The organism is Amycolatopsis sp. cmx-11-12, from assembly GCF_046269425.1.
Lineage (GTDB): Bacteria > Actinomycetota > Actinomycetes > Mycobacteriales > Pseudonocardiaceae > Amycolatopsis.
In genome coordinates this window covers 76647-97663 of record NZ_JADNQM010000015.1, presented here as the reverse complement: position 1 = coordinate 97663, position 21017 = coordinate 76647, and the positions used below count along the sequence as shown (strand labels likewise).

At 68.4% G+C, this 21017-nt stretch carries 24 protein-coding genes; 10 read left to right on the top strand and 14 right to left on the bottom strand.

Translation table 11 applies throughout. The features are described 5' to 3' along the window. Positions 1–22: 22 nt before the first annotated feature. The 3 genes from ACLARN_RS21610 to ACLARN_RS21600 all read right to left on the bottom strand — a co-directional run bounded on the left by ACLARN_RS21610 (position 23) and on the right by ACLARN_RS21600 (position 3834). The gene (locus ACLARN_RS21610; RefSeq protein WP_409493250.1) at positions 23–268 is read right to left on the bottom strand and encodes a hypothetical protein; all 246 of its coding nucleotides are present in this window, start codon (positions 266–268) and stop codon (positions 23–25) included. Between the two features lie 330 nt (positions 269–598). Next, entirely contained in the window at positions 599–1804 is a 1206-nt protein-coding gene (locus ACLARN_RS21605) for a class I SAM-dependent RNA methyltransferase (RefSeq protein ID WP_409493249.1), read from the bottom strand. Further along, the gene (locus tag ACLARN_RS21600) at positions 1801–3834 is read right to left on the bottom strand and encodes an APC family permease (RefSeq protein ID WP_409493248.1); all 2034 of its coding nucleotides are present in this window, start codon (positions 3832–3834) and stop codon (positions 1801–1803) included. The genes ACLARN_RS21605 and ACLARN_RS21600 overlap by 4 nt, the downstream gene beginning before the upstream one ends. Positions 3835–3932: 98 nt before the next feature. Here ACLARN_RS21600 and ACLARN_RS21595 point away from each other — a divergent pair, with 98 nt between their 5' ends. Both ACLARN_RS21595 and ACLARN_RS21590 read left to right on the top strand, forming a co-directional pair. Beyond that, the gene (locus ACLARN_RS21595; protein ID WP_409493247.1) at positions 3933–4598 is read left to right on the top strand and encodes a potassium channel family protein; all 666 of its coding nucleotides are present in this window, start codon (positions 3933–3935) and stop codon (positions 4596–4598) included. Beyond that, complete coding sequence (locus ACLARN_RS21590; protein ID WP_016332961.1) at positions 4598–5254, top strand: potassium channel family protein; 657 nt, start codon at positions 4598–4600, stop codon at positions 5252–5254. The genes ACLARN_RS21595 and ACLARN_RS21590 overlap by 1 nt, the downstream gene beginning before the upstream one ends. Before the next feature lie 11 nt (positions 5255–5265). On the opposite strand, the gene ACLARN_RS21585 is transcribed toward ACLARN_RS21590, so the two are convergent. After that, positions 5266–5991, bottom strand: coding sequence for a DUF3159 domain-containing protein (locus tag ACLARN_RS21585; protein ID WP_409493246.1), 726 nt, complete (start codon positions 5989–5991; stop codon positions 5266–5268). Between the two features lie 9 nt (positions 5992–6000). Next, complete coding sequence (locus ACLARN_RS21580; protein WP_409493245.1) at positions 6001–6381, bottom strand: OB-fold nucleic acid binding domain-containing protein; 381 nt, start codon at positions 6379–6381, stop codon at positions 6001–6003. A gap of 103 nt (positions 6382–6484) precedes the next feature. On the opposite strand from ACLARN_RS21580, the gene ACLARN_RS21575 reads away from it, so the two are divergent. Next, a complete protein-coding gene (locus ACLARN_RS21575) occupies positions 6485–7192 on the top strand; it encodes an alpha/beta fold hydrolase (RefSeq protein WP_409493244.1) in 708 nt (235 codons plus the stop codon). On the opposite strand, the gene ACLARN_RS21570 is transcribed toward ACLARN_RS21575, so the two are convergent. Together ACLARN_RS21570 and dut are read right to left on the bottom strand one after the other, a co-directional pair. Then, positions 7189–7842, bottom strand: a complete 654-nt coding sequence (locus ACLARN_RS21570; protein WP_409493243.1) for a DUF3710 domain-containing protein — start codon at positions 7840–7842, stop codon at positions 7189–7191. The two genes, ACLARN_RS21575 and ACLARN_RS21570, sit on opposite strands and share 4 nt — an antisense overlap. Then, positions 7842–8324: a dUTP diphosphatase gene (dut, locus tag ACLARN_RS21565; RefSeq protein ID WP_026467910.1), complete on the bottom strand. Its 483-nt coding sequence runs from the start codon at positions 8322–8324 to the stop codon at positions 7842–7844. Before dut ends, ACLARN_RS21570 begins: the two co-directional genes overlap by 1 nt. A gap of 24 nt (positions 8325–8348) precedes the next feature. Here dut and ACLARN_RS21560 point away from each other — a divergent pair, with 24 nt between their 5' ends. Next, positions 8349–8843: a DUF3093 domain-containing protein gene (locus tag ACLARN_RS21560; protein ID WP_409493242.1), complete on the top strand. Its 495-nt coding sequence runs from the start codon at positions 8349–8351 to the stop codon at positions 8841–8843. A gap of 126 nt (positions 8844–8969) precedes the next feature. Here the strand turns inward: ACLARN_RS21560 and ACLARN_RS21555 are convergent, their stop codons facing one another. Then, positions 8970–9278, bottom strand: coding sequence for a DUF4193 domain-containing protein (locus ACLARN_RS21555; protein ID WP_005164528.1), 309 nt, complete (start codon positions 9276–9278; stop codon positions 8970–8972). A 452-nt stretch (positions 9279–9730) separates the two neighbouring features. Here ACLARN_RS21555 and cei point away from each other — a divergent pair, with 452 nt between their 5' ends. Beyond that, positions 9731–10411 carry an envelope integrity protein Cei gene (cei, locus tag ACLARN_RS21550; RefSeq protein WP_409493241.1) on the top strand — a complete coding sequence of 227 codons (681 nt, stop codon included), beginning with the start codon at positions 9731–9733 and terminating at the stop codon, positions 10409–10411. A 3-nt stretch (positions 10412–10414) separates the two neighbouring features. Here cei and ACLARN_RS21545 read toward each other — a convergent pair whose 3' ends face one another. Then, on the bottom strand, positions 10415–11233 hold the full coding sequence (locus ACLARN_RS21545; protein WP_409493240.1) for an inositol monophosphatase family protein: 819 nt from the start codon (positions 11231–11233) through the stop codon (positions 10415–10417). Positions 11234–11300: 67 nt separating this feature from the next. Between ACLARN_RS21545 and ppgK the strand changes: the two genes are divergently transcribed. Then, the gene (gene ppgK, locus ACLARN_RS21540; protein ID WP_409493333.1) at positions 11301–12062 is read left to right on the top strand and encodes a polyphosphate--glucose phosphotransferase; all 762 of its coding nucleotides are present in this window, start codon (positions 11301–11303) and stop codon (positions 12060–12062) included. Positions 12063–12308: 246 nt separating this feature from the next. Continuing rightward, the gene (locus ACLARN_RS21535) at positions 12309–13709 is read left to right on the top strand and encodes an RNA polymerase sigma factor (protein ID WP_409493239.1); all 1401 of its coding nucleotides are present in this window, start codon (positions 12309–12311) and stop codon (positions 13707–13709) included. A gap of 62 nt (positions 13710–13771) precedes the next feature. Here the strand turns inward: ACLARN_RS21535 and ACLARN_RS21530 are convergent, their stop codons facing one another. The 3 genes from ACLARN_RS21530 to ACLARN_RS21520 all read right to left on the bottom strand — a co-directional run bounded on the left by ACLARN_RS21530 (position 13772) and on the right by ACLARN_RS21520 (position 15867). Further along, complete coding sequence (locus ACLARN_RS21530) at positions 13772–14971, bottom strand: hypothetical protein (RefSeq protein ID WP_409493238.1); 1200 nt, start codon at positions 14969–14971, stop codon at positions 13772–13774. A 99-nt stretch (positions 14972–15070) separates the two neighbouring features. Next, positions 15071–15280, bottom strand: a complete 210-nt coding sequence (locus tag ACLARN_RS21525; RefSeq protein ID WP_409493237.1) for a hypothetical protein — start codon at positions 15278–15280, stop codon at positions 15071–15073. Further along, on the bottom strand, positions 15277–15867 hold the full coding sequence (locus tag ACLARN_RS21520) for a hypothetical protein (RefSeq protein ID WP_409493236.1): 591 nt from the start codon (positions 15865–15867) through the stop codon (positions 15277–15279). The genes ACLARN_RS21525 and ACLARN_RS21520 overlap by 4 nt, the downstream gene beginning before the upstream one ends. A gap of 109 nt (positions 15868–15976) precedes the next feature. On the opposite strand from ACLARN_RS21520, the gene ACLARN_RS21515 reads away from it, so the two are divergent. The 3 genes from ACLARN_RS21515 (at position 15977) to ACLARN_RS21505 (ending at position 19573) form a co-directional block, all read left to right on the top strand. After that, positions 15977–17170: a sensor histidine kinase gene (locus tag ACLARN_RS21515; protein ID WP_409493235.1), complete on the top strand. Its 1194-nt coding sequence runs from the start codon at positions 15977–15979 to the stop codon at positions 17168–17170. Then, positions 17167–17829 carry a response regulator gene (locus ACLARN_RS21510; RefSeq protein ID WP_409493234.1) on the top strand — a complete coding sequence of 221 codons (663 nt, stop codon included), beginning with the start codon at positions 17167–17169 and terminating at the stop codon, positions 17827–17829. The genes ACLARN_RS21515 and ACLARN_RS21510 overlap by 4 nt, the downstream gene beginning before the upstream one ends. A gap of 304 nt (positions 17830–18133) precedes the next feature. Then, positions 18134–19573 (top strand): APC family permease, encoded by a 1440-nt coding sequence (locus tag ACLARN_RS21505; protein ID WP_409493332.1) that lies wholly within the window; start codon positions 18134–18136, stop codon positions 19571–19573. Here the strand turns inward: ACLARN_RS21505 and ACLARN_RS21500 are convergent. Next, entirely contained in the window at positions 19548–20216 is a 669-nt protein-coding gene (locus tag ACLARN_RS21500) for a DUF6885 family protein (protein WP_409493331.1), read from the bottom strand. The genes ACLARN_RS21505 and ACLARN_RS21500 overlap by 26 nt on opposite strands. Further along, entirely contained in the window at positions 20216–20632 is a 417-nt protein-coding gene (locus tag ACLARN_RS21495; RefSeq protein WP_409493233.1) for a GNAT family N-acetyltransferase, read from the bottom strand. Before ACLARN_RS21495 ends, ACLARN_RS21500 begins: the two co-directional genes overlap by 1 nt. Positions 20633–21017 lie beyond the last annotated feature (385 nt).

The following is a 21017-nucleotide window of genomic DNA, read 5'->3' as shown; positions in this document are numbered from 1 at the left end:
GACTGCCTGCCGGTCCTCGGAATCAATCGGTGATGATGGCCGGAGTGCCCCGCCTGCCGGACATCTGCTCCAGCGCCCACGCCTGCCCGAACTCCGCCAGCGCGGGTCCCGACCAGTAGCCGGGGATACTAATCCCTTGCCACAGCGGCATCTTCGGCCCGCTCAACGTGCCGTGACTGACCTGCACCTGGACCGCGCCTTCGGCCCAGGTGAAGACGAAGTGGGCATACATGAACATCCACGCCTGCCGCCCCAGCAGATCCTGCACGAGAACCGGACCTTCAGAGGGGTACGGCGCCGTGTAGATGACCTGCTTCCGGCCATTCCGGTAACTGATTTCCTGTGCGGTGACTCCGGGAGGGAGCATTGACGGGAGCACTCGGTCAGTCCTCCACGATGGTGATCGTGCCGTGGCCGTCGCAACCGGCACAGCCTTTGCCATCGCAATCACCACAGACCGAAGTCAGATAATTCATGATTCGCATGGGGAGTTCCCGCTTTCCGTTTTCCGGAAACAACGAGACTCAAGTTAGCGAGCGCCCAGCACCCGGACAAGCCGAAAGAAGCTCATCCATTCCGACGGTCTACAAATTCTCCGTTATTGCAACAACGCAACGCATTCGACGTGGTGCGTCATCGGGAAAGCGTCGAAAGCACGCAGGTCGCTGAGCCCATACCCGTGCTCCGCGAACAGCGCGATGTCCCGGGCCAGTGCCGCCGGATCGCACGCCACGTAGACGATCCGGTCGGGAGCACCTTCGACGATCGATTCGACGACGGCCTTGCCCGCACCCTTGCGCGGCGGGTCGAGGACGACGACGTCGACGGGTTTGGGGGCATCGGCCAGCAGGTGCTCGACGCGGCCGGAGCGCCAGCGGACCTGGGGGAGGTCGGCCAGGTTCTCCTCACCGTCCGACACGGCTCGGCGGCCGGATTCGATGGCCAAGACCCGCCCGCCCGGGCCGACCTGCGAAGCGAGCACCGAGGCGAAGAGGCCGACACCCGCGTACAGGTCCCAGGCCACGCCGTCGCGCGGGGCTTCGGCCCATTCGGCGACGACGGCGGCCAGGGTGTCCGCGGCGGCCGGGTGGACCTGCCAGAAGCCGTGGGCGTCCAGGCGCCAGTCGCGGCCCGCCGCGTGCTGGACGGCGAGCCCGCCCGCCAGCTGCCGGGACTTGGTCTTACCGTGGACCGTCGACAGGTCGCGGAGGTGCACGTGCCCCTCGCCGTCCTTGGTGACCTCGATTTCGCTGCCGGGCCGCCAGTTCCGCGACACGACGTCGTCGAGCGCGCCGGGGACGGTGATCGGGCAGTCGTCGATCGGGATCACGCGGTGACTGTGGTGTGCCCGGAAACCCGCGCGGCCGTCCTTGCCCGCGACGAGCCGGACGCGGCTACGCCAGTCCAGTGGGCCACCGTCGAGCGCTTCGACGACGACCTCGCGCTCGATCCCGGCCATCCTCTTCAGCTGCTCCATAACCACGGCGGCCTTGAGTTCACGCTGGTGCCCTGGTGTGGCGTGCTGCCAGTCGCAGCCGCCGCACTCCCCCGGCGCCGCGAGCGGGCACGGCGGCTCCACCCGTTCCGGTGACGCCTCCAGGATCTCGATCGCGTCGGCACGGCAGAACGAGCCGCCCTTGTCCTCGGTGACCGAGGCCAGGACGCGTTCGCCGGGCAGCGCGTGCCGCACGAACACGACCCGCCCCTCCGCCCGCGCGACGCAGTGCCCGCCGTGCGCGACCGCGCCGACCTCCAGCTCGATCGTCCGTCCGAGCCACGTACCGGTCGACGCGTCCACACTCATTCTGATTTTTCCTTGTCCTTCGTCTTTTCGGTCTGCTTGACCACGGGAGAGAATCCGCGCCGGACGTCACCGGCCGCGGGGCGCGCCTTCCGGTCGCGTTTGATCGCCTTTTCCGACGATTCGAGCTGCCACGGCACACTGGTCACCATGACGCCGGGCTGGAAAAGCAGGCGTCCCTTGAGCCGCAGCGCGCTCTGATTGTGCAGCACCTGCTCCCACCAGTGCCCGACGACGTACTCCGGGATGAACACGGTGACCACGTTGCGCGGATTGTCGCCGCGGACACGCTTCACGTAGTCCAGCACGGGTTTCGTGATCTCGCGATACGGCGATTCGATCACCTTCAGCGGCACCTTGAAGTTGTGGTCGTCCCATTCCTGGACGAGTTTGCGCGTCTCCATGTCATCGACGTTCACGGTGACGGCTTCGAGCACATCGGGCCGCACGGCCTTGGCGTAGGAAAGCGCGCGCAGGGTCGGCAGGTGCAGTTTCGAAATCAGCACGATCGCGTGGTTGCGCGAAGGCAGAACGACCGGCTTCCGGTCCATTTCGCGCAATTCCTCGGCGACCCGGTCGTAGTGCTTCCGGATCGCGGTCATCAGGATGTAGATCGCCACCATCGCCGCGATCGCGATCCAGGCGCCGAGCAGGAACTTCGTGATCAGCACGATGATCAGCACGGTGCCGGTCATCGTGAGACCGACGGCGTTGACCGTCTGCGAACGCCGCATCCGCCGCCGCACCGCCGGGTCGGTCTCTCTGGCCAGCAGGCGGTTCCAATGCCGGATCATGCCCGCCTGGCTGATCGTGAAGGAGACGAACACCCCGACGATGTAGAGCTGGATGAGCTTCGTGACCTCGGCGTCGAACGCGATGATCAGCACCAGCGCGAACGCCGAGAGGAACAGGATGCCGTTGGAGAACGCCAGCCGGTCACCGCGGGTGTGCAGCTGACGCGGCAGGTAGCGGTCCTGCGCGAGGATCGAGCCGAGCACCGGGAAACCGTTGAACGCGGTGTTCGCGGCCAGCAGCAGGATGATGCCGGTGGCGAAGGAGATGTAGTAGAACGCCGGCGTGAAGTCGGCGAACACCGCCGCCGCGATCTGCGCGACGATCGTCTTCTGCTCGTAGCCGGCCGGGGCGCCGGTGAGCTGCGTCGCGGGGTGCTCGGCGAATTTGACGTCGGTGATGATCGCCAGCGTGATGATGCCCACCAGCATCGTCACCGCGAGCACACCCATCATCAGCAAGGTGGTCGCCGCGTTCTTCGATTTCGGCTTCTGGAACGCCGGGACGCCGTTGCTGATCGCCTCGACCCCGGTCAGCGCCGCCGCGCCGGAGGAGAAGGTCCGTAGCAGCAGGAAGAAGAACGCGAAACCGGTCAGAGAGGCTTCTTCGTGCAACTCGAAATTGGCGCTCTCGGCCCGCATGTCGGCGCCGGAGGCGGCCTCGATCAGGCCCCAGATCACCATGCCGAGGATGCCGATGATGAACCCGTAGGTCGGGATCGCGAAGGTTTTGCCCGATTCGCGAACTCCGCGCAGATTCAGCGCGGTCAGCACGACCACGATGACGACCGCGGCGATCACCTTGTGCTGTGCCACCCACGGCACCGCCGAGCCGATGTTCGCCACCCCGGACGACGTCGACACCGCCACCGTGAGCACGTAATCGACCAGCAGCGCGCTGGCCACGGTAAGCCCGAATTTGCCGCCGAGGTTGGTGTTGGCGACTTCGTAGTCACCGCCGCCGCTGGGATAGGCGTGCACGTTCTGCCGGTAGGACGCGACGACGACCAGCATGACGACCGCGACGGCGACCCCGATCCAGGGCGCGAACGCGTACGCGGACAGGCCGGCGACGCTGAGCGTCAGAAAGATTTCCTCAGGCGCGTAGGCGACGCTCGACAACGCGTCGGACGCGAAAATCGGCAGCGCGATGCGCTTCGGCAGGAGCGTATGCGAGAGGCGGTCACTCCGGAATGGACGTCCGAGGACGAGCCGCTTCAATACGGTCGGGAACTTCGACACCGCAGAAGACTAGCTAACGGTGTGCACGGTAGGTTCGGCGCTGGTGTGTCTGGGTACCTGCGGACGGGTGAAACGTCCGCGAACTAAGGAGGCAGTGCGTGCACGTGGTGATCATGGGATGCGGCCGAGTCGGCGCATCCCTGGCCGCGGCGCTGGAGCGGCTCGGGCACGACGTCGCCATCATCGACAAGACCCAGCAGGCGTTCCGGCGGCTCGGCACTGATTTCCACGGTCAGCAGGTGGTCGGCGTCGGATTCGACCGCCAGGTGCTGATCGAGGCCGGGATCGAACGCGCGGGTGCTTTCGCGGCGGTGTCCAGCGGCGACAACTCCAACATCATCTCGGCGCGGGTGGCCAGGGAGAACTTCGGCATCGACAAGGTCGTCGCCAGGATCTACGACCACAAGCGCGCGGCGGTCTACGAACGGCTCGGCATCCCGACCGTGGCGACCGTGCCGTGGACGACCGACCGGTTCCTGCGCACCCTGCTTCCCGACGGCGTCGCCTCGGAGTGGCGCGACCCTTCCGGCAGCGTGGCGCTCCTGCAACTCCCGCTGCATGAGGGGTGGGTCGGGCACAGCGTGCGCGACCTGCAGGACACCACCGGCGCGCGGGTCGCGTTCATCATGCGGTTCGGCACCGCGGTGCTGCCCGACACCAAGGCCGTGATCCAGGCCGACGACGTCGTCTACGTCGCCGCGAAATCGGGCACTGTCAGCGACGTGACCACGGTCGCCGCTCGCGAACCGGAAGAGGAGAACTGATGCGGGTCGCGATTGCCGGGGCGGGCGCGGTGGGCCGGTCGATCGCCGCGGAGCTGATCGACGGGCGCCACCAGGTGATGCTCATCGAGCGCGAGGCCGACCAGTTCGAGCCGCACACCGTCGAGCAGGCGGACTGGGTGCTTGGCGACGCCTGCGAGGTGTCGATCCTCGAGGAGTCCGGCATCGAGGAGTGCGACGTCGTGATCGCCGCGACCGGCGACGACAAGGCGAACCTGGTGGTGTCGCTGCTGGCGAAGACCGAGTTCGCGGTGCGCCGGGTGGTGGCGCGGGTGAACAACCCGGCCAACGAATGGCTGTTCAACGACGCCTGGGGCGTCGATGTCGCCGTGTCGACCCCGCGGATGCTCGCGGCGATGGTCGAGGAAGCGGTGAGCGTCGGCGATCTGGTGCGGCTGATGACGTTCCGGCAGAGCCAGGCGAACCTGGTCGAACTCACCCTCCCGGAGGAGACCCCGCTGGCGGGCAAGGCGGTCAGCGAGATCAACCTGCCGCGGGACGCGGCGCTGGTGACGATCCTGCGTGGTGACCGGGTGATCGTGCCGCAGCCGGAGGACCCGCTGGAGCCGGGCGACGAGCTGCTGTTCGTGGCGACCTCGGATGTGGAACCGGAGATCCGGACCGCGCTGGGATATTGAAAGCGGGGATATTAGGCCGTGTCGGGCGCCTGCGCGTACTTCTCGCGCAGGCGAGCCTCGACCTCGGCGTCGGTCTCTTCGCGCGGGGTCTCTTCGGCCTGTGCCTTGAGGTGCTTCTCCGACCGCCGCACCGCCCAGACGACGGTGAGCAGGCCGAGCGCGTACAGCGGGTACCCCATCGCGATCTTCGCGAAGGCCAGCCAGCCGGTGTAGTCCTCGTCGTAGAGCCAGCGCTGCACGATGAACCGGGCGCCGAAGATCAGCGCCATCGCACCGGTCGCGATCGAGTAGGAGATCAGCGACTTCTTGTCCTTGCGCCAGGCGTGGCCGCTGCCGTTGAGCGCGTTCCACACCACACCGGCGAGCGGCCAGCGCACGACGATGGAGAGCACGAAGACCCCGAAGTAGACCAGGCTCGTCCAGATACCGAACAGGAAGAAGCCCTTGGCCGAACCGGTCCGGTAGGCGATGAACGCCGCGATCGCCACGCCGAAGAACCCGGAGATAGCGGGTTGCAGCGGCTCCTTGCGCACGACGCGCAGCACCGTGATGGCCACCGCGCTGCCGACGGCGGCCCAGATGCCCACCGTGAGGCCGAAGATGGCGTTCGCGATCACGAACACGATGACCGGCAGCGAGGAATAGAACAGTCCTGACAGCCCGCCCATCTGTTCCAGCAGGCTGGGCTGGGGTTTCTTGTCGTCGGTCTTCTGCTCGCCGCCGGCGGGTTCAGTCACGATAGAGGATCAACTCACAGGGCTCTGAAGTTCGTAATAGGGGTTGTACAGCACCTTCTGACCATCACGTTCGGCCATCCGGCCGCGCACCTTGATGGTTCGCCCGGGTTCGATCCCGGGGATCCGGCGGCGTCCGAGCCAGATTAGCGTCACACCCTGCGTGCCGTCGAACAGCTCGGCCTGCAGTGTCGCGGCCTCGTTGGTCGGGCAGAGCTCCACGCTGCGGAGTCTGCCGAGCACCGTCACCTCTTGACCCGACCGGCAGTCACAGGCGCGCTGCGCGCCGCCGGCCTCGGATTTTTCGGACAGGTCGTCGGCGTCGAGATCGTCGACGTCGCTGGTCAGCTTGCGAACCAACCGGCTGAAGTAGCCGCCGTCTTTGGCGGACATAACGGTGCTCCTGTGCTCCGGGGCCCCCGACTTGAACGGCCCGTGCGTAATCCAGCGTAACTGCGTTCAGACCAGGGAAACGGGTTCAGGAGAAGATTGCAACGTGACCTCCGCTATTCCGCCTACGACGGCAGTAGTACTCCCCGGCACCGGGTCCGACGAAGTGTTCGTGCGCGGCGTGTTCTCCGGCCCGCTGCGGGCGCTCGGCATCCGGTTGCTCGCCCCGCCACCACCGCCGGGAGACCGGCTCGCGGATGGCTATCTCGCGGAGCTGGACAGGCTGTCCGGCGAGCACGGCCCGCTGCTTGTCGGCGGCATCTCGTTCGGAGCGCATCTCTCCGCGGAGTGGGCGGTGCGCAATCCAGGCCGCTGCACCGGCCTGCTGGCCGCCCTCCCGGCCTGGAACGGCCCAGCCGGGCGAGCACCCGCGTCGCTCGCCGCGCGGCTGTCAGCCGATCTGGTGGCCGAAAACGGCGTCGACGGCGCGCTGGCGAAATCGTCCGACGGCGTCCCGGAGTGGCTTTCGGCGGAACTCGGCCGCGCGTGGCGACGGCACGGTGCCGGACTGGCGGCGAGCCTGCGGACGGCAGCGTCCCATCCCGCCCCGGCGCTCGCGGAACTCAAGGGCCTCGACGTGCCCGCGGGCATCGGCGCGTGTGTGGACGACCCGATCCATCCGGTGGAGGTCGCCCGCGCGTGGGCGGACGCCCTGCCGCGCGCCGAGGTCGGCGAGTCGACGCTCACCGCCCTCGGCACGGACCGGGAATCCCTGGGCCGGGCGACCGTCCTGGCCTGGCTGAAAGCCCGCTAGCCCTGCTGTTCGGCGATGTGCTGCGCGACCGCGTCGGGCAGCGTGATGGTCAGCGGGGTGCGGACCGGCATCGGCGCGTCCCCGCGGTCGACGATGGTGTGCCGCACGATCTCGCGCAGCACCGCGGGCGCCTGCGACGCCTCCGACTGCGGACCGGCGATGACTCCGCGGAGCATCCAGCGCGGGCCGTCGACCCCGACGAACCGCAGTGCGACGTCGCCGACGATCGCGGACAGCTCCAGCCCCCACTCCCCCATACCGACCGAGACCTTGGCGCCGTCGGCGCGCAGCTGCTCGGTGAGCTCGGTGCTGACGTCCTTCCACAGGCCGCCGGACCGCGGCGCCGCGTAGCCGCTGACGGTGATCTGGCCCTGTTCGGTGACGACGTGCACCGCGCGGACGCCGCCGCTCTCCGGGTCCATCTCGACCTGGACCTGGGAACCGTCGGGAACCGGCACCTTCACCGAGCCGAGGTCGATCCTCGGGATGCCGTCCTCGGGCGCGTCTTCGACGTCGAAGGGACCGTCGGAGGTTTCCGACAGCTGCGGCTCGAGTTCCTCGGCGCCGTCGTCGCCGGGGCGGTCCTCGACCTCGGGCGCGGCGTGCCGTCCGCTGGGCTTGGCCTCGCGCTTGCGTCCGAAAATCCCCACTAGTTCTCCGTTCCTTCCCTGGCTCCGGCTCCCAGTGTGGCGTGTCCGCCCGTGGAGCCATACCCTCCCTCGCCGCGCTCGGACGACTCGAGTTCGGCGACCTCGACGAACTCGGCCTGTTCGACCCGTTGCACGACCAGCTGCGCGATCCGGTCGCCGCGGGTGAGCACGACCTTCTCGGAGAGATCATGGTTGATCAGGCAGACGCGGATCTCACCGCGGTACCCGGAGTCGATCGTGCCGGGCGTGTTGACGACCGAGAGGCCGACGCGGGCCGCGAGGCCCGAACGAGGGTGGACGAAGCCCGCGTACCCGGGCGGCAGGGCGATCGCGACACCCGTTCCGACCACGCCGCGTTCACCGGGCGCGAGTACGAGGTCCGAGGTGGTGACGAGGTCGGCGCCGGCGTCACCGGGACGCGCGTAGGCGGGAAGGGGGACCGAAGGATCGATCCGGGAAAGCAGTACCTGAACGGTGGACACGGGCGGCGAGACTACCCTGAACGCGTGGGTGAAAGCGTGAACACGGCCGAAGGCGGCGCCATCAAGCATTCAGAGCGGCTCTACGTCCCGTGGTGGGGCTGGCCGTTGCCGCTGCTGGGCGGCGGGCTGCTGGCGGCGGAGATCGACATGGGCTATCCCGGGCTCCGCGGCTGGCTGCCGTACGTGGTGCTGATCCCCGCGGTGATCGCGCTGATGATCTCGCTCGGCCGGTCCCGCGTCCGGGTGACCGGTGGCGCCGAGCCCGAGCTGTGGCTCCGCGACGCGCACCTGCCGCTGAAGTTCGCGGGAGACGTCGAGGTCATCGGCAAGGAAGACAAGCGGAAGGCCCTCGGCCGCGACGCCGATCCGGCGGCCTTCGTGTTGCACCGGGGCTGGGTCGGCCCGGTCGTGCGGGTCTGGCTCACCGATCCCGACGACCCGACGCCGTACTGGCTGTTCAGCACCCGGCACCCGGAGAAGGTGGCCGCGCTGCTCCGCCAGCCCGCCTCGAAGGCTTAGACACAGGCTCGTGTTTTTCCAAGGCTCGTGTTTTTCAAAGGAAAGGGGGCCGGCCTCGCGGCCGACCCCCTTATTCCTGTTTAGAACCCCGAAACCCCTGTCGCGCCGTCGCCTGTGCCCGTAGGCTCAGGCGCAGTCGCGGCAGATGAGCCGTCCGCCACTCTCCTCCGCCAGCCTGCTGCGGTGATGCACCAGGAAGCAGACGGAGCAGGTGAACTCGTCGGCCTGCTTGGGCACGACCTTCACGGTCAGGTCCTCGCCGGAAAGTCCGGAGAGGTCCGCGCCCGGCAGTTCGAAGTTCTCGGCGGTCGCGTCCTCGTCGACGTCCACGACGCCGGACTGGTTTTCATTGCGCCGTGCCTTGAGTTCTTCCAACGAGTCTTCGGCCAGCTCGTCGGCTTCGCTGCGGCGCGGAGCGTCGTAGTCGGTCGCCATTTGTCCCTCACCCCTGCGATGCTTCGATGTCAGATGGCCCGGACCCGCGAGCGCGCGGCTCGTGAGTCCTTCGTGCCGCTGGTTAACGTCCCAGCGCCCCTGTTTGTGCCCGGCTGGGCAGTGAGCGAGGTCTCTCTTTTGCGCCTCTTACTGCCGCCTGAGCCCGCGAAGGGTAGCTCACGCCGATACCGGCTCTGCAACGAGTCAGACATTGCCGCGATTACGTCACCCAACAGGGGGAACCTGTCTGAAAGACGCCTGTCGTCCGAATGGGTTGCCCCTGCGTCGGGAAGCTCACCCCATGGGCCCGGCCGCTTGCCCGGAGTGGCTGTCGCGTGGTGCTATCCGGAGGCCCGCGCCGATCACCTCCGCCGCAACGCATAGGCTGATCGGACACGATGGTGAGATAAAGCACCGTCCGGGGATCCGGGCTTTGGGGAAGGGACTGGCAGGTGGCGTCGGGGAACGGCATCGGGGACCGCGGGACGAGGCCGTACCGCAAGTACAAGCCGCTGCCCGCACTCATCGTGATCGGGGTGCTGGCGCTCGGCGCGGTGATCGTCTGGGTGAACGTCGTGACGAGCGGCTCGGACGTCGACGCCAAGATCCGCTGCGATCCGCCGCCCGTCCCGCAGCAAGGGGTCACCTACACGCCGCTGGCGCACAACGGGCTCGACGACCGGGCGCCGGTCCCGCCGGACAAGGTCGCCGTCCAGGTGCTCAACGGATCCCAGGTCCGCGGCCAAGGCGGCATCGTCACCAGCACGCTCCGGGAACTCGGCTTCTCCCAGGTGCTCGAGCCGGACGTCGACCCGGCCTACAAGGACGCGGAAGCCAAATGCCGCGGCCAGATTCGCTTCGGTGAGAACGGCGCGGCCGCGGCCCGCACGCTGAGCCTGGTGGTCCCGTGCGCCGAATTGGTCAAGGACAACCGCAAGGACGCTTCGGTCACGTTCACCACCGGCACCCTGCTCGGCGACGTCCGCCCGAAGGCGGAGGCGCGCCAGGTCCTCGACCAGCTCACGCAATGGTCGAAGGCGCAACAGGGCAGCGGCGGCGGTGAGCAGTCGGCCGGTGGTGCCCCGGTGATCGACCAGGCGCTGCTGAAGGCCGCCCGCGAAACGCCCTGCTGACGCTCAGATCGCGCCCGCACCCGAGTCGATCAGCGCCTGCCGCAACGGCGTCGCGATCGACGGCGCCACCGCGAACGTCGCGTCCGGTCCCAGCTCGGCGTCTTCCCCCGGAAGCAACACCAGGGCTCCCGCCTCGGCGGCGATGAGCGCCCCCGCGGCCCAGTCCCACTGCCCGAGGCCGTGTTCGACGTAGGCGTCCAGCCAGCCCGCCGCGACCGCGCACAGGTCCAATGAGGCGGCGCCGTTGCGCCGGACGTCCCGCACCCTCGTCGCCAGTTCGGCGACGAACCGGGCCTGCTTCGTGCGTCGTTCGACCTTGTAGGCGAATCCGGTGCCGACGAGGGTCAGGTCGAGCCGGTCCGGGGCGTTGACCGACAGCGGTCGCCCGTCGAGGAACGCGCCCTGTCCGCGCGCGGCGGTCCAGCGGCGGCCGCTGACCGGCTCGACGACGGCGCCCGCCACCGACACCCCGCCGACCTGCGCGGCCACCGACACGGCGAACCACGGCAGGCCGTAGAGGAAGTTCACCGTTCCGTCGATCGGGTCGACCACCCAGGTCACCCCGTCACCTGCGGTCCCGCCGCCCTCCTCGCCGAGCACTGCGTCGTCCGGGCGGAGTTCGGCCAGCCGTGCGCGCACCAGCCGTTCCGACTCGTGGTCCACCGCGGTCACCACGTCGGTGTCGGCGGACTTGGTGTCCACCCGCACCTCGCGGCCCCCGTTCATCCCGGTCCAGGCCTCGTGGACCAGTTCGGCGGCCTCGCCCGCGACACGCTCGGCGACACTCTTCAGCAACGTCTCGTCAACTCCCACGTCCGCCATGTCACCACATCCGGTTAAAGTCTCCGAGGCAGGCTTCTGAATCGTGCGAGAAGGGACCACGTCCGTGGTGGAGGCGACCCGAGGTTTCGGTATCGACATCGGCGGCAGCGGGATCAAGGGCGCGCTGGTCGACTTGGCGGGGGGACAGCTGATCGGCGACCGGATCCGCATCGACACGCCGAAGCCGTCGACCCCCGAAGCGGTGGCGGACGTCGTCGCGGAGATCACCGGCCAGGCCGGCTGGGACGGGCCCGTCGGCGTCACCTTGCCCGCGGTGGTCAAGAAGGGCGTCGCGCACACCGCGGCCAACATCGACCGCAAGTGGATCGGCACCGACGCCGACGCGCTGTTCGCCAAGCGGCTCGGCCGCGGCGTCGACGACATCGCGATGCTCAACGACGCCGACGCCGCGGGCATGGCCGAGATCCGCTGGGGCGACCCGATCGCCCGGCGCGGCGTGACGGCGCTGCTGACCTTCGGCACCGGCATCGGCAGCGCGGTCTTCCAGGACGGCAAACTCGTGCCCAACACGGAGTTCGGCCACATCGAGGTCGACGGTTTCGACGCGGAGAAGAAGGCCGCGGCGTCGGTGAAGGACAACGAGGAACTGTCCTATCCCGAATGGGCGGAACGGGTGAACAGGTATCTCTCCGTGCTCGAAAACCTGATCTGGCCGGACCTGTTCATCGTCGGCGGCGGGGTCAGCAAGAAGTCGCACAAATGGGTCCCGCTGCTGGACATCCGCACGCCGGTGATCGTCGCGTCCCTGCAGAACAACGCGGGCATCGTCGGCGCGGCGGCCGCCGCCGCGGAGGGCATCGAGCACTGACGCGCCCGTGCTGACATCCGCGCCGCGGATGTCACTTCGGCGGGTCGGACGGCGTGTCGCGCCCGCCGGGTGGTGGTCCGCGGCGCGACGCTGTCACGTATCGTCGTTACAATGGAACACGGCCCACGGCGGCGGCACCCACGAGAACGAGGGAAACCGCAGGCCGAGGGGTGTTCCCCGAAGTTTGAGGCAGCCGAGACCATCACGCCTCGGCTCGTCATGTTCGACCGCTGCGAAAGGGCGTAAGTGGCAGCCGCAAGAACCGCAACCCGAAGCGGGACGAAGACAGCGACCGCAGCCGGCGAGCCGGCCGACGAGGCAGCCACCGACGCGGCGAAGCCCGCGGCGCGCAAGACCGCCGCCAAGGCGGCCGGCGCGAAGAAGGCCCCGGCGAAGAAGGCTCCGGCCAAGAAACCCACCACCAAGGGTGCCAAGACCGAAGACGGCGAACCGGAAGACGGTCCGGGCGAGCTCGACGAAGCCGACCTCGAAACCCCGGATCTGTCCGACCTCGAAGAGGTCGAGGTGGACGTCGTCGACGCGACGGTCACCGAGGAGACGGAAGAGGACGCGGAGTCCGAGGAGGATGTCGAAGACACACCTCCTCGCGCGCGCCGTACGGCGGCCGACAAGAACGCCGGAAAGACCTCCGACAACCCGGACTTCGTCTGGGACGAGGAGGAGTCCGAGGCGCTGCGCCAGGCCCGTAAGGACGCCGAGCTCACCGCTTCGGCCGACTCGGTCCGCGCGTATCTCAAGCAGATCGGCAAGGTCGCCCTGCTGAACGCCGAGGAGGAGGTGGAGCTCGCCAAGCGCATCGAGGCCGGGCTCTACGCCGCCGAGCGCGTCCGCAACGCCGAAGAGGAGGGCGAGAAACTCGTCACCCAGATGCGGCGCGACCTCAAGTGGATCGTGCGTGACGGTGAGCGGGCGAAGAACCACCTCCTGGAGGCGAACCTCCGGCTCGTGGTCTCGCTGGCCAAGCGCTACACCGGCCGTGGCATGGCGTTCCTGGACCTGATCCAGGAGGGCAACCTCGGTCTGATCCGCGCGGTCGAGAAGTTCGACTACACCAAGGGCTACAAGTTCTCCACGTACGCCACCTGGTGGATCCGTCAGGCGATCACCCGCGCGATGGCCGACCAGGCCCGCACCATCCGTATCCCGGTGCACATGGTCGAGGTCATCAACAAGCTCGGCCGTATACAGCGTGAACTGTTGCAGGACCTCGGTCGCGAGCCCACCCCCGAAGAGCTCGCGAAGGAAATGGACATCTCCCCGGAGAAGGTCCTCGAGATCCAGCAGTACGCCCGCGAGCCGATCTCGCTCGACCAGACCATCGGCGACGAGGGCGACTCGCAGCTCGGTGACTTCATCGAGGACTCCGAGGCCGTCGTCGCGGTCGACGCGGTGTCGTTCACGCTGCTGCAGGACCAGCTCCAGTCGGTGCTGCAGACGCTGTCCGAACGTGAGGCGGGGGTGGTGCGGCTACGGTTCGGCCTCACCGACGGCCAGCCGCGCACGCTCGACGAGATCGGCCAGGTGTACGGGGTGACCCGTGAGCGCATCCGGCAGATCGAGTCGAAGACGATGTCGAAGCTGCGTCACCCGTCGCGTTCGCAGGTGCTGCGCGACTACCTGGACTAGGTCCCAGGCTCACGAAAGACCCCGTCACCCATGCTTGGAGGTGACGGGGTCTTTCGCGTGGGTCAGGGGCGGCCGGTCAGGGTCGTCCAGGGGACGTGCACGGTCACGCGTTCCCGGAGTTGTTCGTTCATCAGCCAGAGTTCCCCCGTCGCCGGCCAGTACGACAGGTTCTGCGAGTTCACCGGGGCCTTGCCGCTCAGCCGCGACGTCGACGTACCGCCGACCCCGCCGTGCAGGCAGGACGGATGGTCGCCCGCCACCCCGGCGTACTCGGGGCAGGTACCGGTCATCACGAAGTATCCGTTGCGCGCCACCGCTCCCTGCATGCCCCACACCGGCGACACGAAGCCTTCCTTCGCGTGCACGGTCCCGTCGGCCGACAGCTTGGGCAAACCGGTCGCGCGGTCGAACGGCCACCGCAGCACCCGGCTTCCGGACGCCTTGGGCAGGTGTTCCGAGGTCACGATCGAGCTGTCACTGTGGTCGAAGGACATCGTGGAGAGACACGGGCGCGGCCCGGGCGCGTTGGTGCAGGTGCCGCCGCCGGGATACCAGAACGCGCCGATCTGCGGCATCGCGTAGTCGTAGAACGCCGCGTGGTACTTGCCGTCCGCGCCCTTCCCGACGACGCCGGAACTGTCGTCGACCTTCCAGAAACGCGTCGTGTCGAAGACCCGCACCACTCCCCCGGTCGTCGCGACGAACAACCGGTTCCCGATCCAGGTCATCCCGTGCCCGTGTCCTTGTACGACGGCGAAGTTGTCGTCGGACGTCGGCTCGACGAGCAGCACGTGCCGGTAGCCGAGGCCGGTCGCGTCCACAAAGGACAGCCGGACCATGGTGTCACCGGGGGTGTGCCATGACGTCGCCACGACCCGCTTGCCGCCGACCTTCCCGGTCGCCGCGTCGGCGTCGCCGGAACCGGTCAGTCCCTGCGGGATCCAGTCGTTGGTCTTGTCGTCATTGGCGTCCTCCCAGCAGAATCCGGCCGGTTTCAGCGCCGTCGCGAGATACGTGCCGTGGCACAGTGGGCGGGCCTTGCGGTTGGCCGACGACAGGATCTCCGCCATGCCGCGCGGCGGGAGTTTTCTCTCCAGCGCGGCGATCCGGGCGCCATAGGTGTCGAAGGTCGTACCGGACGTCCAGCGGAAGCCGTCGACCGTGGCCGCGTCCATCTTCGGAAAGGCGGCCGCGGCGGACGCGGCCCCGGGGATGAGCGCGAACACCAGCAGCAGTGAAGCGAGAAGTCCCAGCCTCTTCATACCCGCGAGCCTCCCGGCCCCGCGCATACTTTCGATACAAACCGCGTCAGGACACGGGAAGCCCGCGTTCGGCCAAGGATTCCTCGACGCGCGGCCGTGTCACTCTGACCGGCGGCGTTGCTTGCGAGCGCGTTCGGAGAACAGCACCGCCACGCCCGCGGCCACCATCAGCGCGCTCGCCACGATGTGCATGCCCGGCGGGAGCAGGTGGAGCTGGACGAACCAGCTCGGGTTGCTGCTGCCCAGCAGCCGGTTGATCAGCCCGCCCCCGCCCTGCACCAGCAGCAGGATTCCCAGTAGTTCGATCATCGTCGCGCCCCTTCCGAAACCCGGTCGTCGTCCTTCGGTGAAAGCAGCTGCCACAGCGGCCCGGTGGCGAACCAGATGGCTGTCACGACCCCCAGCCGCGGCAGCCAGCCTCGTAACTGGTCGGCCTGCCCGGTGTCGCCGACCATGAGGGTCAGCAGGAGCAGCACTCCCGCGGTGATCCCGCAGGCCAGCACGCACTTGCCCCAGTCACGCCATTCGGCGCGCAGCCTCGCCGGGCCCCTCGGCTTGGGCGGCGGTGGCGGCCCACCCGCGAACCGGTGGGCGAAGCGCACGTCGGCCCACTTGATCATCGAGTGCCCGAACACCACGCTGAAGCCCAGGTACACCGCGGCGAGGCCGTGCACGAAGTTCGGCTCGGCACCGTTCCGCAGGTCGATGACCGTCGCGACCAGCACGACGAGGTCGATCACCGGAGTCAGGAGCAGCAGCACGACGCTCGTCCGCTTCAGCTTGAGCAGATAGCGGGCCGCCAGGCCGGCGACGATGACGACCCAGAAACCGATCTCCCCGGCGGCGATCACCGCCGCCATCGGATTTTCCTCGAAGAATCCCCAGATCTTGTTCACGTTTCAAGCTTCACCCGGGATGGTGGTTCACCGCGTCGGCGAAGGGCAGGAGATCATCGTCATCAGTTAGGAGGACCCGTCCCTCGTCCCGGTGTGCTGGGATGGACGGGTGCCCATGGTCTTCCCGCGCCTGAACCGGCTTCCGCTGTGGAAGCAGGACCTCGTCATCGCCCTCGGCACCTGGGTCCTCGGCATGCTGGTCTACGTGAGCGGGATGCAGGTGCTGCTCAGCGGCAAGGACGACACGCCACTGTGGGTCCGGCTGATCGAGCTGACCGTGCTGTGCTCGCTGGAGCTGCTGCGCCGCAAGGTCCCGTGGGGACTGCTGTGCGCGCTGGTCGTGGTCGGCGTGGACGTCGCACTCGGTCCTTCGTTGCCGATTCTCATCGTCTTCACCGACTTCCTCTACGCGACGACGCTCCATGGTTCGCGGCGCGTCAGCAGGCTGATGATCGGGATCGCCGCTATCGGCACACTCGCGGTGGTCGGCCTCGCGCTCGTCTTCTCCGCGCAGTGGCGGCTGGCGATCGTCCTCGCGTTCGCGTTCCTGCCGTTCCTCGTCACCCCGGTGTGGTGGGCGGCGAACGTGCGCCAGCAGCGGGACATCGCCGACAGCGAGCGGGCGAACGCGGTGCAACTGGCCAAGATCGGCCAGCTGGACCGGAAGGCCGCCGTGGTGGGGGAACGCTCGAAGATGGCGCGGGATCTGCACGATGTCATCGCCGGGCATCTGTCGGCGATCGCGATCCAGTCCGAGGCCGCGTTGTCGATGTCCACCGCCGACCCGAAACTGTCCAGGAAGGTCCTGGAATCGGTGCGGGAGAACAGTGTGAGCGCGCTGGAGGAGATGCGCGCGATGATCGGACTGCTGCGCGCGGATCCTTCGACGGGGAGCACCGAGATCGAACCGACCGCGCCCGCCCGGCTGGCCGAACTGTCCAAACTGGTCGAATCGGCCCGCGCCAGCGGGCTGGAGGTCGAGGTCGGGTCCACTGTGGACCCGTCGCGCACCCTGCCGGCGGCGGTCGATCTGACGGCGTACCGGATCGCGCAGGAGGCACTCACCAACGCCGTCAAACACGGCGCGGGAGGACGGGCCTCGCTCGACATCCGCGTCGGCGGAGGCATACTCACCGTCGAAGTACGCAATGATCTTCGACCGGGTCCCCCCGACGGCGCCGGGACCGGGCTCGGCCTGCTGAACATGCGGGAAAGGGCGGCCGCCGTCGGCGGCAAGCTCGCGGCGGGCCCGTCGGGTGCGGGTTGGCTGGTCCGTGCCGAACTGCCTCTGGAGGGGTCTTGAGCGACGAGAACATCAAAGTGCTGGTCGCCGACGACCACGGCGCGATCCGTGCCGGGTTGATGATGATCCTCGGCAACGCCGAGGGCATCGAGGTGGTCGGCGAGGCCGCCGACGGCGCGACAGCCGTCCGCCAGGCGAAGGCGCTGAAGCCGGACGTCGTGCTGATGGACGTGCGGATGCCCGGCGTCGACGGCATCGCGGCCACCCGGGAACTGACCGCCGAGGGGCTGTGCGAGGTCCTCGTGCTGACCACCTTCGATCTCGACGAGTACGTCCACGCCGCGCTGCGGGCGGGCGCGGCCGGGTTCCTGCTGAAGTCGGTGGAGGCGTCGCGGCTGATCGAGGCGGTGAAGCTGGTCGCGGCGGGTGAAGGGGTGCTCGCCCCGCAGGTCACGCGGAAGCTGATCGCCGCTTTCGCCGCGGGGACCCGCGAGCCGTCCCTCGTTCCCGACGGACTCGGCGACCTGACCGAACGCGAGCGTGAAGTACTGGCGTGCCTGGGTGGCGGCCTGTCCAACGCGCAGATCGGCACGCGGCTGCACATCGGCGAGACCACGGTGAAAACGCACGTGTCGCGGGTGCTGACGAAGCTGGAACTGCGGTCGCGGGTGCAGGCGGCGATCCTCGCGCAGGAGAACGGCGTCGTCCTGGAGGGCTGAGCTTCCCCAGCGGCTCGAGGTTTCCGGAGGGGCGCGGGGTGGTCGGTGCCGAGGGTGTGTAGAAATAGGGACGTTGAGTGTCCCTATTTCTACACACCTGTCACGCTCGGTCACTCCTCAGCCGGTCACGACAGCGGCTGATGTCACCAATGCCTCATTTGAGACGCTCAGCGACTCGAATGCGACATTGGGAACATGAACCGGGAACAGCAGAGCAGGTGACCCTGGAGCACCGCGCCTTCCACCGATCTGCGGGGTGGACGGCGATCTTCTAGCGTGACCCTTCATGCGGCGAACACTGGACGTGGACGAGGTCCTGAAGCGACAGGACTCGGGGGAGCTGAAACGCCGCCTGCACGGGCGCGACCTGATCGGCTTCGGGGTCGGCATCATCATCGGCACCGGGATCTTCACCCTCGCCGGTGTCGAGGCGAAATCCCACGCCGGCCCCTCGGTCACCCTCTCGTTCGTGCTCGGCGCCGTCGTGGCCGGGTTGGCCGCCCTCTGTTACGCCGAACTCGCCTCCAGCGTGCCGACGGCCGGGAGCGCCTACACCTACGCCTTCGCCACCCTCGGCGAAACGTTCGCCTGGATCATCGGCTGGGACCTGTTGCTCGAGTTCGCCCTCGGCGCGGCCGTCGTGTCCCGTGGCTGGTCCGGCTACCTCGCGAACCTGATGGGGCTCTCCCCCGACTGGTTCGGCGAAGACGCGAAAGTGAACATCGGCGCGGTTGTGATCATCGCCGTGCTGACCGTGATCGCCGTCGTCGGGATCAAGGAGTCGGCGCGGGTGACGAATCTGCTCGTGCTGGTCAAGGTCGCGGTCTGCGTGCTGATCCTCGCGGTCGGTGTGTTCTACGTCCGCGGCGAGAACCTCACCCCGTTCATCCCGCCGTCACAGCCGCCAACGGAGACGGCGGGGACACTGCACCAGCCGATCGTGCAAGCCGCGCTCGGACTCGAACAGTCCGTCTACGGCATCGCGGGCATGGTGACCGCCGCCGCGGTCGTCTTCTTCGCCTACACCGGTTTCGAAGCGCTCGCCAACCTCGGCGAGGAGACCGTGAACCCCAAACGTGATCTGCGGGTCGGCATCCTCGGCGCGCTCGGGGTCTGCGCCCTGCTCTACATCGGGGTCTCGCTGGTGCTGACCGGGATGGTGCCGTTCACCGAGATCGACACGGGCGCCCCGCTCGCCGACGCCTTCGACCGGGTCGGGCAGCATTGGGTCGGCGCGCTGATCTCGCTCGGCGCGGTCACCGGGCTGACGTCGGTGATGATGGTGGAACTGGTGACGATCGGCCGGATCGGGTTCGCGATGGGCCGCGACGGCCTGCTGCCGAAGAAGTTCGGCACGGCGCATCCGCGCTGGGGCACCCCGCACCGGATGACCATCGCCGGTGCCGTGCTGATCGCGGTGCTGGCCGCGTTCGTCCCGATCTCCGAACTCGCCGACATGGTCAGCATCGGCGCGCTGTCGGCGATGATCATCGTCGCGCTGGCCGTCCCGGTACTGCGGAAGCGCCGCCCGGATCTGGAGCGCCCGTTCACCGTGCCGTTCTCGCCCTACCTGCCCATCGTGGCGGCACTGGCGTGCTTCTACCTGATGCTCAACCTCGACGTGATGACCTGGCTGCGGTTCGCCGCGTGGCTGCTGCTCGGCCTGCTGATCTACGTCTTCTACGGGCGCAGGAACTCCCGCTTCGCGAAGGACGACTTCAGCTCCACAGACCGGCCGTCGTGATCGCGGCGACGGCGGCCCCGGCGTCGCCGTCGTCCACCACGACCAGCATCCGGTGCAGCGCCGCGGCCACCCATTCCACCGGCTGGTCGTGCAACCCGTTGTCCCCCAAGGACGGATAACCGTCCATAATGGACAACAAGGTTCCTTCGGTGCCGATCCGCATCCCGGCCACCAAGACGGAGTGCCCGGCCGCCGGACGCCAGCGGGACGACCACAGCGGCGGGACGCCCGTGTCGAGGTAGTCGAGCAGCGCTCGTGCCGGGGTGTCGTGTGCGCCGAATTCGGCCGGGTCGACCTCCGCGATCAACGCCACCCGTGGCAGGTGCCACAACGCGGCCAGGAGCATGAACAACGACTGCGGCGCCCAGTTCCCGGTGGCGGGCACCGCGGCGAGCCGTCCGCCCGACAACGCCACGATCGCCCGCGACAGGCCCTCCGGCGTGGTGCCGGCCGATGCCGCGACCTCGTCCTGATCGGCGACGTCGAACCCCGCGGCGCGCAGGGCGGCCAGCGCCGCGAAGGGCCCCGCGAGCCCGTCCTTCTGCGGGAGCTCGGCTCGCGCGACGGCGACGAGATGCTCGCCGCCGGGTAGCCAGCGGCGACCGGACAGGCCGGTCCGGTCGCCGTCGATTCCGGAGGACATCAGTCTTCGAAGACCCACGACTGCATGATGAACGGCCCCTCGTTCGCCGCCCCGGCCGAAGCGTAGGTCGCCAACGCGGCTTCGTTGTCCGTTTCGACCCCGACCCACATCCCGCGGCAGCCGCGCTCCCGCGCGATCGCGGCCAGCGCGTCGACCAGGTCACGGCCGATACCGCGCCGCTGGTAGTCCGGGCTGACGTCGAGTTCGTTGAGGAACATCTCGGTGCCCTTGTCCGGATGCGTCACCTCGGTGCCGGTGATCATCCCCGCCGGGTGCCCGTCTTCGTAGGCGATCAGCAGGTGGTTCTCCTCCCCCGCGAGGAACTTTTCGGAGGCTGTCCGCTGTGCGGGGCCGTCGAACAGGTGCTCGGCGGCGACGACCTCCTCGACGGTGCCGGCCCGTCGGATGTCGGCCACGTGTCCTCCCGGTGCTGGTAGCGCCACAGGCTGGTCAGTATCCCGCTCAGAGGGGCGCCGAGTCATCACGTTTCCCGGTGAACGCAGTGCCACCCCTGCGGGTGAGGCGACCGAAAAGAGACCTACCGCGACGGCCGCACCGGCGTTCATGGAAATTCCGCTGAGAACGAACAAGACCGGCGCCGGCACGCCCGCGAGACGCTTCCGGACGACTGCGATAAGCACCCTCGCATGGTGCCTGACGTGGGAAAAGGCGGTTCGACGGGTAGTCGTCTCCTACGTTGCGTGATTACGCTACGACATACGAGGTAATTACCAGTGACAAATGAGACACCCGCACGGGAACACTTGCGGGTCGCCAAACGTCTGGAAGAGTGGAAGCACG

What these genes read in the sequence shown, in the direction of transcription:
- ACLARN_RS21605 (WP_409493249.1), bottom strand. Translation starts at nt 1,804, where the DNA reads ATGAGTGTGGACGCGTCGACCGGTACGTGGCTCGGACGGACGATCGAG.
- ACLARN_RS21590 (WP_016332961.1), top strand. Translation starts at nt 4,598, where the DNA reads ATGCGGGTCGCGATTGCCGGGGCGGGCGCGGTGGGCCGGTCGATCGCC.
- ACLARN_RS21580 (WP_409493245.1), bottom strand. Translation starts at nt 6,381, where the DNA reads ATGTCCGCCAAAGACGGCGGCTACTTCAGCCGGTTGGTTCGCAAGCTG.
- ACLARN_RS21555 (WP_005164528.1), bottom strand. Translation starts at nt 9,278, where the DNA reads ATGGCGACCGACTACGACGCTCCGCGCCGCAGCGAAGCCGACGAGCTG.
- ACLARN_RS21545 (WP_409493240.1), bottom strand. Translation starts at nt 11,233, where the DNA reads ATGGCGGACGTGGGAGTTGACGAGACGTTGCTGAAGAGTGTCGCCGAG.
- ACLARN_RS21530 (WP_409493238.1), bottom strand. Translation starts at nt 14,971, where the DNA reads ATGAAGAGGCTGGGACTTCTCGCTTCACTGCTGCTGGTGTTCGCGCTC.
- ACLARN_RS21525 (WP_409493237.1), bottom strand. Translation starts at nt 15,280, where the DNA reads ATGATCGAACTACTGGGAATCCTGCTGCTGGTGCAGGGCGGGGGCGGG.
- ACLARN_RS21500 (WP_409493331.1), bottom strand. Translation starts at nt 20,216, where the DNA reads ATGTCCTCCGGAATCGACGGCGACCGGACCGGCCTGTCCGGTCGCCGC.